At 73.4% G+C, this 12,105-nt stretch carries 14 protein-coding genes; 2 read left to right on the plus strand and 12 right to left on the minus strand.

The window, feature by feature from the left end:
• Window positions 1–9 precede the first annotated feature (9 nt).
• The 12 genes from ACH4PY_RS07410 to ACH4PY_RS07465 all read right to left on the minus strand — a co-directional run bounded on the left by ACH4PY_RS07410 (window position 10) and on the right by ACH4PY_RS07465 (window position 11,362).
• Window positions 10–1,614, minus strand: coding sequence for an amino acid adenylation domain-containing protein (locus tag ACH4PY_RS07410; protein ID WP_398176943.1), 1,605 nt, complete (start codon window positions 1,612–1,614; stop codon window positions 10–12).
• On the minus strand, window positions 1,611–2,684 hold the full coding sequence (sbnB, locus tag ACH4PY_RS07415) for a 2,3-diaminopropionate biosynthesis protein SbnB (protein ID WP_398176945.1): 1,074 nt from the start codon (window positions 2,682–2,684) through the stop codon (window positions 1,611–1,613). The genes ACH4PY_RS07410 and sbnB overlap by 4 nt, the downstream gene beginning before the upstream one ends.
• A 117-nt stretch (window positions 2,685–2,801) precedes the next feature.
• Window positions 2,802–3,782: a pyridoxal-phosphate dependent enzyme gene (locus tag ACH4PY_RS07420; protein WP_398176947.1), complete on the minus strand. Its 981-nt coding sequence runs from the start codon at window positions 3,780–3,782 to the stop codon at window positions 2,802–2,804.
• 24 nt (window positions 3,783–3,806) lie between these two features.
• The gene (locus ACH4PY_RS07425) at window positions 3,807–5,051 is read right to left on the minus strand and encodes an acyl-CoA dehydrogenase family protein (RefSeq protein WP_398176950.1); all 1,245 of its coding nucleotides are present in this window, start codon (window positions 5,049–5,051) and stop codon (window positions 3,807–3,809) included.
• 56 nt (window positions 5,052–5,107) lie between these two features.
• Window positions 5,108–5,653 carry a hypothetical protein gene (locus ACH4PY_RS07430; protein ID WP_398176952.1) on the minus strand — a complete coding sequence of 182 codons (546 nt, stop codon included), beginning with the start codon at window positions 5,651–5,653 and terminating at the stop codon, window positions 5,108–5,110.
• Complete coding sequence (locus ACH4PY_RS07435; protein ID WP_398176954.1) at window positions 5,650–6,636, minus strand: hypothetical protein; 987 nt, start codon at window positions 6,634–6,636, stop codon at window positions 5,650–5,652. The genes ACH4PY_RS07430 and ACH4PY_RS07435 overlap by 4 nt, the downstream gene beginning before the upstream one ends.
• Window positions 6,636–6,905, minus strand: a complete 270-nt coding sequence (locus tag ACH4PY_RS07440; protein WP_398176956.1) for an acyl carrier protein — start codon at window positions 6,903–6,905, stop codon at window positions 6,636–6,638. Before ACH4PY_RS07440 ends, ACH4PY_RS07435 begins: the two co-directional genes overlap by 1 nt.
• 588 nt (window positions 6,906–7,493) lie before the next feature.
• On the minus strand, window positions 7,494–7,700 hold the full coding sequence (locus ACH4PY_RS07445; protein WP_398176958.1) for a hypothetical protein: 207 nt from the start codon (window positions 7,698–7,700) through the stop codon (window positions 7,494–7,496).
• Window positions 7,697–8,185 (minus strand): hypothetical protein, encoded by a 489-nt coding sequence (locus ACH4PY_RS07450; protein WP_398176960.1) that lies wholly within the window; start codon window positions 8,183–8,185, stop codon window positions 7,697–7,699. Before ACH4PY_RS07450 ends, ACH4PY_RS07445 begins: the two co-directional genes overlap by 4 nt.
• Before the next feature lie 1,009 nt (window positions 8,186–9,194).
• Window positions 9,195–10,514 carry a tyrosine-type recombinase/integrase gene (locus ACH4PY_RS07455; RefSeq protein WP_398176962.1) on the minus strand — a complete coding sequence of 440 codons (1,320 nt, stop codon included), beginning with the start codon at window positions 10,512–10,514 and terminating at the stop codon, window positions 9,195–9,197.
• 107 nt (window positions 10,515–10,621) lie between these two features.
• Window positions 10,622–10,744 (minus strand): hypothetical protein, encoded by a 123-nt coding sequence (locus ACH4PY_RS07460; RefSeq protein WP_398176964.1) that lies wholly within the window; start codon window positions 10,742–10,744, stop codon window positions 10,622–10,624.
• Between the two features lie 129 nt (window positions 10,745–10,873).
• On the minus strand, window positions 10,874–11,362 hold the full coding sequence (locus ACH4PY_RS07465) for a helix-turn-helix domain-containing protein (protein WP_398176966.1): 489 nt from the start codon (window positions 11,360–11,362) through the stop codon (window positions 10,874–10,876).
• 204 nt (window positions 11,363–11,566) lie between these two features.
• On the opposite strand from ACH4PY_RS07465, the gene ACH4PY_RS07470 reads away from it, so the two are divergent.
• Entirely contained in the window at window positions 11,567–11,785 is a 219-nt protein-coding gene (locus ACH4PY_RS07470; protein ID WP_398176968.1) for a helix-turn-helix domain-containing protein, read from the plus strand.
• Entirely contained in the window at window positions 11,782–12,042 is a 261-nt protein-coding gene (locus ACH4PY_RS07475; RefSeq protein ID WP_398176970.1) for a hypothetical protein, read from the plus strand. The genes ACH4PY_RS07470 and ACH4PY_RS07475 overlap by 4 nt, the downstream gene beginning before the upstream one ends.
• The last annotated feature ends 63 nt before the right edge of the window (window positions 12,043–12,105 follow it).

The raw sequence follows: 12,105 nt of genomic DNA on the forward strand, positions 1-12,105 counted from the left end.
ACGGCGGGGTCAGCGCGGCGCATCGTCCGCCGCCCCCGCGGTGAGCGAGGCGTGGTCGACCTTGCCGTTCGGCGTGAGCGGCAGGGCCGATACCGCGCGCCAGCGCTGCGGTACGGCCGCGGGCGGCAGCACCGCGCGCAGATGGGCCTCCAGCTCTCCGGCCGCGACCGGGGCCCGCGCGACGTACCAGGCCACGAGGCCGGGGCGGCCCCCCTCGCCGGGCGCCGTGACCGCGCAGTGGCCGATCGCCGGATGGGTGCTCAGCACCGCCTCGACCTCGTCGAGTTCGAGGCGCACCCCGGAGACCTTGACCTGACGGTCGGCGCGGCCGAGGTAGTGCAGCACGCCCCCTTCCAGACGGCCCAGGTCCCCGGTCCGGTAGAGGCGGCCGTCCGGCGCGGCGGTGCCGAGCGTGTCGCCGAAGAAGGACTCCCGGGTCGTCGTCCCGTCGCCGACGTAGCCCAGCCCGACCGGGACGCCGCCGACGAAGACCTCACCGTCCTCGCCGTCCTCCGCGCAGCGCCAGCGGTCCGACCCGGGGTCGCGGCGCAGGCAGTGGATCTCGGCGTTCGCGATCGGCCGCCCCACCGGGAGCCGGGTCGCGGCCAGGTCGCCGCGGGTCACCACGTGGTGCGTCACGTCGTCCGAGCACTCGGTGGGCCCGTAGGCGTTGAGCAGGGCGGTGCCCGGCAGCGTGTCCAGCGCCCGCCGGGCCAGGCCCGGTCTGAGCTCCTCGCCCGTGGAGACCAGCCAGCGCAGCCGCGGGAGCGCCCCGGCCGGACCGCGCCGCTCCGCCTCGTCCAGCAGACCGGCGATCGCGGTGGGCACCAGCTCCACCACGGTCGCCCCGTGGCGGGTCAGCAGGCGGTGCAGCCGTGGCGGGAAGGTGACGTCGTTGTCGTCGGCGACGACCACCGTGCCCCCCGCCACGAGGGGGGCGAGCATCTGCCAGACCGAGATGTCGAAGGCGAGCGGGGCGGTGAAGGCGACCCTGTCCCGCGCGGTGAGCCCCAGGTCCAGGATCTTCGCGTGCAGGTGGTTGAGCATGCCCGGCTGGGAGACGACCGCACCCTTCGGGCGCCCGGTGGTGCCCGACGTGAAGATGACGTACCGCGGCGGCGGTTCGCCCGGCAGTCCCGGCCCGGCCGCGGCGCCGCCGCCGTCCGGACGCAGCACCGTCAGCGCGACGCCGCCGCCGGTGCAGTCGGCCAGCAGGGCACTGCCGCTGCGCAGCAGGACGTCGTCCCGGCGGGCCCGCGGCCACGACGGGTCGACCGGCAGGTAGACCGCCCCGAGCTGTTCGACCGCCAGGAACAGCACGGGGGTGAGCGCGCTGCGGCGGCCCAGGCAGGCCACCGTCCACCCGGGCCCGCACCCGGCGTCGCGCAGCCGCGCGGCCAGCCGGTCGGCGTCGCGGACCAGCCGGGCGTAGTCCACCACGTCCGTCCCCGACACGATCGCCTCGTGGTCCGGCGCCGCCGCCGCGCGGGCCCGTACGCGTCCGGCCACCGTCCCGCCGAGGTCCACCGCCCGGGGGTTGGTGGCGGCCAGCGCCGCGGCCCGCGCCGCCGTGCCCGGTGCGACCGGGAGCCCGGCCCGCGGCGTTGCGCTCACGCGGCCGTCTCCCCGGCGGGGGAGGGGCGTCCGGCGGGGTCGCGGTGCCGGTCCATGTCGTGGAAGAAGTCCGGGATCGTCGTGATCCTCCCCGACGCGACGGCCTCGCGGTGGACGAAGTCGCCCAGGACCAGGTCGAGGACGCCCAGCCCGAAGGGCGAGAAGTAGACCGGGCGGCCCGGTACGGGCGGCCGGTCGCCGGCGATCACGCCGTCGAGCGTGGCGTGGACGAAGTCCCGCCCGCCGCTCAGCTTCTCCGCGAGATGGACGGAGGTGTCGGCCTTCAGGACGTGGTCGACGTCGTCGACCACGTTCGTCCCGGCCAGGACGAGTTCGGGGGCGAGGTCGCGCAGCGAGAGGTGCAGGACGAGCGGCGCGTGGGCGAACCAGCGCGCGTCGTGGACGTGCGGGACGGCGGCCGTCGTGGCGAAGACGACGACGTCGCTGTCGCGCACCAGCGACTCCGCGGTCGGGTGGACCCGCACCGTGGTCCCCGGCGCCGCCTCCGCCAGGTGCGAGGCGAAGCCGCGCGCGTAGCCCTCGTCGAGGTCGTACAGCCCGGCACCGGCGAGCGGAAGTCCCAGCGCGACGAGGTAGCGGTGGACGTACCGGGCGATGAGCCCGGTCCCCACGAAGCCGACCCGGACGGCGGACGTGCGCCGGGGCAGCAGGTGGCGCACGGCGACGGCGGCCGAGGCGGCCGTCCGCGTCGCGCTGATGATGGAGCTCTCGACGCAGGCGTAGACGTAGCCGTTGTCGGGGTCGTTCAGCAGCAGCGCGGCCGAGGCGCGCGGGATGCCCGTCCGCAGGTTGCCCGGGTAGCTGGAGATCCACTTGATGCCGTCGACACGGCGGTCGCCGCGCACGGACGCCGGCAGCGCGATGATCCGGGCCGTGGGCTTGTCGGGGAAACGCAGGAAGTACGAGGGGGGATTGGTGGTCCGGCCGGACCCGTGCAGCAGGTAGGCCCGCTCGATCAGATCGATGACCTCCGGCTCGCGGCCCGCGAGGATCTCGTCGACCGCGGCGCCTGACACGACGCCGAACGAGGGTGCGGACGCTTCTCCCATGGCTCTCCTACTCGACCGGTTGCTCGGCGGGGACGTGTGACGGGGACGTGCGGGACGTGCGACGGGGACGGTTCGGGGTGCGCGCGGGCGGGGACGTGCGGGGGCCTGCGGGGGCGGTCAGCATCGGTCGGCCGCGGCGCGCCCGGCGGACTCACGCGGCAGTACCCCGGGGAAGGCGTCCCGCACCCAGGCGTCGTCGTAGAGGGTGTCGAGATAGCGCTCGCCCAGGTCGGGGGCGATCGCCACCGCCGTCCACCGCTGCCCCGGGTCGTGCGAGCCGAGCCAGCGCCGCGCGGCGCTGACGACCGTCCCCGACGACCCGCCGAGCAGCAGCCCGGCGGCGGCCAGCCGGCGGCACATACGGACCGTGTCCGCCTCCTCGACCAGCACCACGTCGTCGTAGTTGCCCCGGTCGACCAGGGGCATCGGCACCGCGGCGCCGAGCCCCGGGATGCGGCGGGGGCCCGCGTCCGGCGAGAAGTTGACCGAGCCGACCGCGTCGACCGCCACCACGCGCACGTGCGGGGCGTTCTCGGCGAAGTACCGCGCGCACCCCGACGCGGTGCCGCCGGTGCCGACGCCGACGAACAGGACGTCCAGCCCGGGGAAGGCCTTCGCGATGTAGGCGGCCGTCGTCTCGTAGTGGGCGCGGCTGGAGGCGGTGTTGGTGTACTGGTCGAGCCACACGTACCGGGGATCGGCGGCGCACAGCGCCTGCACGCGCGCCTTGCGGGCCGCCAGCAGCCCGCCCGGTGCCCCGGTGTCCCCGACCGTCTCCACCCGCGCGCCCAGGGCGCGCATCATCTTGAGGTTCGCGGGGGTGCAGCGGGAGTCGGTCACGCAGACGAAGCCGAGGCCGTAGCCCGCGGCCACGGTGGCCAGCGCGACGCCCATGTTCCCCGAGGACGACTCGACCAGGACGGAGCCCCTTGTGAGCCGCCCGCCCGCCCGCGCCTCGTCGACCAGCCAGCGGGCGGCCCGCAGCTTGATCGACCCCGCGAAGTTGAAGCCCTCGCACCGCAGGTGCAGGTTCAGCCCGAGGATCTCCCGCAGGTCGAGATGGACGCCGAGGTCGAGCAGGTCGTGCGGGTGCGTCACGGAAAGCACGGTGCGGTCCGCCCCCTAACGGTCGCCGCGGCGCTCGACCAGCATCATCCGCGCCGTGTTCTCGAGGATCCGGTCGTTGCCGATCATGACGACCGACGAGCTGAGGTCGCGGATGATCCGCGCCACCGAGTACGGGCCCTGCTCGGAGTAGCCGGCCATCCCGCAGGCCCGCAGCGCCAGGTGGGCGATCTCCAGGCAGCTCTCGGACGCGCCGACCTTCAGCGAGTTCGCCCGCACGGCCGTGCCGACCGAGGCCTGCGCCTCACCGTCGAGCAGGCGCTGGGCGTGGCCGGCCATGTCGTCGACCATCGCGTCGACGCCCGCCAGCCGCCACCGGGCCTCCGCGAGCGCCGAGGGCGCGTGCGCGGCGGTGGCCCCTACTGCTCCCGCGCCCCCGGCCGCTCCCGCGCCCCCGGCCGCTCCCGCGCCCCCGGCCGCTCCCGCGCCCCCGGCCGCTCCCGAGGAACGGGCCGCGCGGCGCCGGGCCATCCGCACCGCCCGGTCCAGTGCCTCGGCGGCCAGACCCGCCCACGTGGCCGCCCACAGCACCTGCGTCACGGGCACCATGGCGCCCGCCGCGATGTCGGCGAAGGGGACCGGGAAGACGTTCTGCCCGCCGACCTGCGCGGCGATCCGGAAACCCGGGCTGCTCGTCCCGCGCATGCCCAGCGGCTGCCAGCCGCCGGTCTTCTCCAGCGTCGCCTGCCGGGCCGGCACGGCGACCAGCACCTGGTCCGAGGCGGGGGCGTCCGGCGCGCGCCGGGCCGTGACGAACAGCGCCTCGGCGTGCGCTCCGTAGGAGACGGTGGTGGCCTCCTTCGACAGCCGGAAGAGCCCGATGGGTGAGTCCGTGACCGGTTCGAGGGCGGCCCCGCTCCTGCGCAGGTCGCCGCCGATGCCCGCCTCGCTGGTGGCCGAGGCGATGAGCCACTGCTCCTTCGTGGCCTGCCGCGCCAGGTCGTGCAGGAATCCGCCGGGGCCCGCGTACCGCCACAGCGAGGCGAGCTGGCCCTGGTGCATCGACCAGATCATCGCGGTGGCCGCGCAGGCCCGCGCGAGCCCGCGGGCGATCACCGCAAGGCCCCTGACGTCCAGTCCGGCGCCGCCCGCGGCCCGCGGGGCGCACGCCGACACCAGACCGCAGTCGCGCAGCCGGTCGACCGCCTCCTGGGGGAAGCGGGCCTTCTCGTCGACGGTCGCGGCGTGCCGCGCCGCGACCTCCGCCACGGCGGCCACCTCGGCGGACAGTGTGCCGGGCAACGCACTTGGCTGGGTCACGGCAGGGGTCACGGCCGGGGTCACGGCCGGGGTGCCGGTCACTCGGCCACGGCCTTGCCGAGGGCCGCGTACCCCCACGTCGGCGTGCCCAGGCCGCGTTCCTTGCGCCACTTGATGATCGACGCGGACAGCCGCATCGACTGCGCGGGCCCCGAGGGACTGCGCAGGTGCGGCACCTCGACGGGCAGGGCGGCGCGGAAGTCGGCGTCGTGCCGCCGGACGAGGGCGAGCACGCGCGCCGCGTCCTCGGCGGTCGCCCCGACCGCGGGCGGCAGCGACCGCAGGGCCCGCGCGGCGGGTGAATCCGAGGTCGCCATGCGGATCTCCGATTCCGTCCCGGTCGCCCGCGCCGTGATCCCGGCCCCGCGCGCCTCGCACTCGACGAGGGTCTGGAGGGCGAAGGTGCCCGCGGCGGTGCACAGCGGCCAGTCGCCCGCGGCGTGCGCGGCCTCCATGTCCGTCAGGAAGGACTGGGTGTCGAACGCGTAGTGCCAGACCATGTCGGCGCCGCGGGTGAGGACCCAGTCGAAGTCGAGACCGTCGTCGTCGGGCCGCTCGCCCGTCTCCTGCGGTGAGCCGTTCATCGCGTCAGAGCCTCCTTCGTCAGGTCCTGGTCCGCCCGGACGTCGAGTTCGGCACGCCGCAGGGCCCGCAGGACGCGCGCCGCGCCGTGCTCGGCGACGAGGGCGGCGGTGGTGCCCCCGGCGCTCCACGCGTCGACGAGCCGCCCGTGCCGGTTGAGCGCCCGGCGGCGGCCCGCGAAACGGATCGGCTCCAGGCCGTCGGCCGGTTCCAGCCGGGTGAGCAGCCACTCGTCGGCGGCCGGCAGACCGGCCCGCTCCGCCGACCGGCGCAGCCCCGCCTCGTCGCGCGCCTCCCCGGCGTCGGGCAGCTGGAAACGGCGGACGCGCGAGGCGAGCCACTTGCGGTTCACCGTCACGTCCCCGGCCGCCCGGCAGCGCAGCTCCTGCAACTGGCGCGACGCCCGGCGCCAGAGGAACTCCCGCGCCTGCGGTGCGGCGGCGGCCCGGTCCGCGAGACGGGCGACCGCGACCGCCGTGAGCAGCTCGTCGTAGGCCGTCCGCGCGAGGACGGGCAGGATGTCGCGGCCTTCCTCGGGCGTGAACACCTCCCGCCCGCCGTCGTCCACGGGCACCGCGTGCAGCCAGCGCGCGACCGTCGACCAGCCCGCGGCGATCCGCGGAGGCGGGCCGAGCGCCACCGCTCCCATCGGGAGCCGCGCGTGGGGGAGGTCGCGGACGGCCCCGGCGACCTGGCCCACCCATTCCTCGGGGAAGCACTCCACGTCGACGACCACGCCGCCGAGGAAGTGCATGTACGGGCCGACCTGCGCGGACAGGCCCGTCCGCAGGACGTGCACGTCGACGTCGCTCCCGGCGTTGCCCAGACCGGAGGACAGCGACCCGACGAGGTAGGCCCGCCCGCCCCCCAGGTCGGGGCCGACCGCCCCGGCGACCTCCGCCGGGGTGAGCGAGACCACGCCGAGCGCGCTCGCGGCGGTGACCCCGTACCGCGCCACGGAGCCCTGACCGGCGGCGGCGCCCATCAGCCCTCCTGCCCGGCGAGGATCGCGCGCACCGCGGCCGCGATGTGCTCGGCGTCGGAGAACACCTCGCGCGTCAGGTACTCGTCGGGGAACTCGAGGTCGTACTCGTCCTCCACGACGAGCATCACGGACACGCTCGTGAGCGAGTCCATGCCCGAACTCCACAGGTCCGACGACGAGGTCAGGCCCGGGCGGTCGTCCGCGGGCATGTGCGGGGAGATGAGGGCGAGGATGTCGTCGCCGGTGACGGAGCGCGTTCCTGGCACCACGATGGCTGCCTCTCGTGAGGGTCGTGTCCATGTCGGTGAGGCGAAGGCCGGGGCGGCCGGGGGCGTGCGTCCCCGGCCGCCCCGGACGCGCGGGCATCCGGGCGTCCGGGCACCCGGTTGGCACGGCGGTCGCGTCCGCCCGGCCGGGACGGCACGGCGGAGGGGGTGCTGCGGCGGGGAGGGGCTGGTGGGGAGGGGCGCGGTCCGCGCGCCGTGCCCGTGACGGCGGCCGTGCCCGTGACGCCGGACGGGGCGAACGCGGGGGCGGGACCCTGCGTGCGGGCCCGGCGGGGGAGGACGGCACCGATGGCGGGCGGCGCGCCGCGTACCGCGCGGTCAACCGGTCCGACGTGGGACGGCGCCTCCCGGGCCTGCCCGCTCCGGGGTCGTGACACCCGGTACCGCATGACCTGGCTGAGGGCATGGCTTCGCCGTGCCGTTAGTGTGACACCCGATCGCATCGGTGTCAACGCCCTTGGTGCAGAGCCGTGTTCGGCCGGAACCGGGCCGCCGCGGGCATGCGGAAGCCCTCGCCCCGCACCGGGTTCTGCCGGTGCGGGGCGAGGGCTTCCGCATGCGGGGCGCGCCCTACGAGGGGAGGGGCGGGTCGGCGCGGGCGTGCTCGACGAGGCGGCGCAGCTCGTCGATGTCGTACTCGGCCCGCTGCGCGCTCCCGTACCGGGTGAGCTTGCCCCGGCTGGCCCACTTGCGGATCGTGGCCTCGCTGACCCCGGCCGCCAGGGCCGCCAGCGCGGTCGGCACCCGGCGCCGCCCGGGCGGGAACCGCACGCTCACCGCGACGTCTCCGGGGCGCCGGCGGCGAACTGAGAGGCGAGCGCGAGCCACTGGGGCACCGCCCAGGAATGCCCGGCGTCGCAGCGGATGCCGGGAGGCGAGTCACCGGCCCCGCTGAGATGGGCGAAGACCCGGGCGCCGCACCCGGGCTGCAGGCACCCCCCGAGCTCGCGCCGCGAGTCGTCCTTGACCTGCAGGTAGGCGCGCGCCGCCGCCGCGAGATGGCCGATCTCCTCCAGGAAGTCGGACGCGGCCGGATGCCCGGAGAGCCAGTCCACCTGCTCGCCGAGGTAGCTCGCCAGGGACCTCACGTCCCGGCCCCGGGGGCTCGCCCACCGGCGTTCGGCGACGACCAGTTCCGACCAGAGCGTCAGGACCCGCACGATGTCGGAACGCAGCGCCATCGCGTCCTCGTCCAGCGGGATGTCGGCGGTCCGCGACCCTGACACCCGCTCGCGCAGCAGCCGGCTCGGGTCGGCCGGCATGACCTCGCATTTGCTGTAAAGACCGGGGATCTCCGAGAGGTCGCGCCGGATCCGGACGGCGGCGATCTGATCGATTCCGTAGGTGTCCGGAGCCGCTTCGGTTAACAGGACATCGGACGGGTAATCCCGAGAAGAATTCGTGCGTAAGCTCATTGCCGCCGCCCTCCCCTTTTCCTGCCGTAACGCTCCCGGTGAGCAGAACATCGGCATCGCTCATGTACCAACGCCAATTTTTCGATTCCCATCCTGACTCTCTGCTTCTTCAGATCAGAGTAGTGCGCGATCAAAATCGAGCTTCCGCCGAAGCGATCAGCAAGCTCTCCATGAAGCCGGACAGGTGCAGGTGGGTGACGGTATCCTGCTGGTCGCCGCCCCCCGGCCACGTCCTCGGTCTTCATATTGATCCAAGCCGCGCAATGGCGCGCGAATTGATGGGCCAGCCCCCCGGTGCCCACTCAGCGGTGATCGCCAATTAGGCTAGACGAATCATCGCCCGAGTGCAAGCAACTGATGACGGCATTGTGACAAACAGGTGTCCGGATAAAGGTGCCGGGCGGGGGCGGTGTCGGCCTGAGCTGCGTCAATGCGGCGGCATCGTCCGCATTGACGACCTTCGCCGGACGTTCGTGGAAATTAATTTCCCTTACAAATTGAGCGAACCAGGATGTCTGGGTTGCGTACTACTTCCGAAATGCCTCACGTGATGCGGCCGCCGGTACGGGCGGGTGCTCCGGCGTGCGGCCCGCAGGTGCCCCCGCCCGTACCGGGCCCGGAGGAGGCCCGCGCCGAGGGGGCTTCCGGAGGTGCCCGGGCGGGTCCGGCGGCCGGCCGGCGGAATCCGGCGGCGGCCCCGGGAAAAGCGGCGGGCCGGACCGAGAAGTACCCCGGATCCGGCCCGTCACCCGCGTTCACCGCGTCGGCAACTGTGCCCCAGGCAGGATTCGAACCTGCGACACCGGCTTTAGGAGAGCCGGGTTACCTACGGGGCCACCTGTTGCATGGGCTGCGGCTACGCCGCCTGGCGATCCTGCGCCGTCCCCGTTTCGGGGATTTTCCGGAGATCAACTCTGTTCCAGAGGGTCCGGAGTCCGAGGTTGCGCATCGCCCGCTGGAAGATCTCCTCCAGCCCTTCGAGTCTATCCCTCCGCATCTCCGGCGTGGGGTGCTGGTACACGCGCTTGATGCCGGCGCGCCGGTGCCCCATCGCCTCGTATGCGAGCGGCTCCTTCACGCCGAGCTGGGCCTGCCAGGTGTCGTGCGTGTGCCGCAGGGACCGCATGTCCATCCCGGGCGCGATCGGTTCCCACGCGGGCCGGTGGCCGACCCCCTGCCGCTTCTCTCGCTCCGGCCGGCCGTCCGCCGCGGGCCGCAGTGTCCGCCCCCAGTTGCCGCGCCGCCACCAGCCGCCGGACGCCGTGCTGAAGACGAAGTCGTGCTTCACGTCGGCGAGGTGGTAGCGCAGCAGCTCGGCGAGGAACGGCGGCACGTCCACGTCCCGGGTGCTCCCGTCGTTCTTCGTCGGCTCGATGCCGATGAACGTGCCGAGCTTCTCGCCAGCCGGGCCGCGCTGCTCGTACTCGGCGACCTCCTGGTGCACGCGCAGGATCGGGCACTCGAACACGGCGCCGTCCCACGGCTGGCGCCGGACGCGCAAGACGTCGTCGCGGTGCAGCCCGATGCCCTCGCCCCAGCGCAGCCCGGCCCAGGCCGTCGTGATGACGTGCAGCCCTCGCGCCGGCCCGAGACGTTGCGCGACCAGGAGGACGTCCTCCGGCCGGACGTAGCCCTCTACGACCTTTCGCGGCGCTGGCACAGTGCCGGTGGTCGCAGTCGGCTTCGTGCGGCGCCTGCCGAACAAGGGGTTCGCCTCACGGTGCCCGGCGTCGACCGCCGCGGTGATGATGGTGCTCATCAGGGAGACGACGTGCCCGCGGGTCACGTCCTCGCAGCTGAGCTGCTGCTGCCACGCGTCCACGTCGTACCAGGTGATGTCCCGGATCGGCGTGTGCTCCCACCGCGGAAAGATGTACGTCTCCAGGTAAGTCCACCGCTTCGAGGTGGTGTTGCCGCGCTTCTGCCGGTCGGCCATGAACCGCCGGGCGAAGGTGCCGAAGGTGGCCTTCGCCTTCGTCGGGTCGATCCACCGGCCGGTGTCGACAGCGGCTTCCTGCTGCTCCGCCCAGCGCAGGGCGGTCGCCTGGGTGGGGAATCCGGACTTGCCGGGCCAGGCCGGTTTCGAGCCGGGCGGCCCCTTGTACCGGCCGCGCCACGTGTACTGCTTGGTCTTGACGCCGTTGCGGTACTTGTAGACCTTCTCCGCGTAGGCCATCGGCTCACCTCTGGGGTGCGTGTGTGTGGTTGGGGACGGCGGCCAGTAGTCCCCCCTGGCCGCCGATCTCCCCTCGGCAGGGCTCTGCCTCAGCAGCCCTTGGTGAACTACGAGTCTGCCTTCCACGGCGACACTGCGCCGTCGTCGAGCAGCTGCGCGCTCACGTACATCACGTAGCCGGACTTCACCGGCCGACACCACAGCAGCACCCCGTTTGGAATGCTGGACACGCGTAGAACCCGGACCATATCGGCCCCTTTGCCCCGAGCTGGGCGGCCCCCTCGTCGGTCCGATCATGCTGGCACAGATGTGAGCGGCGCGTGAACCACTTCTGGTCATCTGATGACCAGAAAGGTAATTCACTGATTATCTGATGTTTCGTCTGCTACCTCCCCGAGGCGGTCGAGGTGCCCTTCCAGGCGCTCCCATTCGCGCAGGATGGCGCCCAGCTCCTCAGGACTTGCTCCCTCGCGACCCTTCAGCAGCATCACGATCTCGCCGTGGGGGCCGATCGACCTGAAGCGGGTATCCAGCGCGGTGCCATCTGCGAGGGCCTGGGCCATCCGGTACGGCAGGCCCTTGATGCCGGCCTCGCTCGTCTGAGGTGCCTCCAGGAGTTTGGGCTTCCCGCCATCGAGGACGGCTTCGATGGAACCCGGTGCCCAGCTGAGCACGACGGCGTAGAGCCGCATCGAGGCGGTGATGCCCTTGAAGGGGCCGCCCTGGTCGATCGCCTGGATCGTCGATACGGCGACTCCGGTGCGCGCGGCGACGTCGTCTTGGGTCAGATTCTGCGACCTGCGACTCGCCGCGAAGGCGGCACCTAGCTGTGTCCACCGGTTGTCCATGGTCCCCCATGATGCACCACGCCATGCAACACGCACAGCGCAGATCCGGCCTCTTGACCTGGAGGGTAGGCGGATTTTGGGGGCGCACGTGTTGCATGGCGCGCCCCGGCGCACGCCCTGAGTCCTGGAATCTACGACTAGAGGTCGGAGAATCTACGAGTCAAGGGGTTGCCGATTCCATGGTCTGAGTCGTAGATTCCAGGAGTGACACCGAACGGAACCCTCATCAGGGCCATCCGCAGGTCGCAGAATCTGAGCGTCCGCGGACTCGCCCGCGCCACTGAGCGTCAGCCGAGCCACATCAGCCGCCTCGAACGAGGCCTGTGCGGCGGGAGCGACGAGACGGTGGAGCGGATCGCGGGGGCCCTGCGGGTGCCGGTCGAGGCCATCACCGTCAGCCCCCCGACTGAGGAGACGCTGTGACCGCCAAGGCCACGCGCAGCAAGGCCACCCCCCAGGCCGTCCCCACCATCGAGAGCCTGCGGCGCTACACGCCCGAGCAGGTGGTCGAGATGGGCCTCACCACCTACACCGTCGCGACGCTGAAGAAGCTCGCGCAGCGGCACCAGATCCGCCACCACCGCGAGGGCGCGGTGGCCACCGGCCGGATCTACTTCACGCTCGCCGACCTCCAGGCGAACACCGCGGCGGAGGAGTTCACGCCGCTCGCCAGCGCCTGACGCAACGCGGGGCCGCCCGGACTGCCATCCGGAACGACCCCCACGGCTCCACCTCACCACCTA

Origin of the sequence: Streptomyces sp. NPDC021224, from assembly GCF_044332905.1 — a bacterium.
Lineage (GTDB): Bacteria > Actinomycetota > Actinomycetes > Streptomycetales > Streptomycetaceae > Actinacidiphila.

Coding starts and splice junctions, on each gene's coding strand:
- ACH4PY_RS07430 (WP_398176952.1), bottom strand. CDS start 5,653: ATGAACGGCTCACCGCAGGAGACGGGCGAGCGGCCCGACGACGACGGT.
- ACH4PY_RS07435 (WP_398176954.1), bottom strand. CDS start 6,636: ATGGGCGCCGCCGCCGGTCAGGGCTCCGTGGCGCGGTACGGGGTCACC.
- ACH4PY_RS07465 (WP_398176966.1), bottom strand. CDS start 11,362: ATGGACAACCGGTGGACACAGCTAGGTGCCGCCTTCGCGGCGAGTCGC.
- sbnB (WP_398176945.1), bottom strand. CDS start 2,684: ATGGGAGAAGCGTCCGCACCCTCGTTCGGCGTCGTGTCAGGCGCCGCG.
- ACH4PY_RS07450 (WP_398176960.1), bottom strand. CDS start 8,185: ATGCCGGCCGACCCGAGCCGGCTGCTGCGCGAGCGGGTGTCAGGGTCG.
- ACH4PY_RS07455 (WP_398176962.1), bottom strand. CDS start 10,514: ATGGCCTACGCGGAGAAGGTCTACAAGTACCGCAACGGCGTCAAGACC.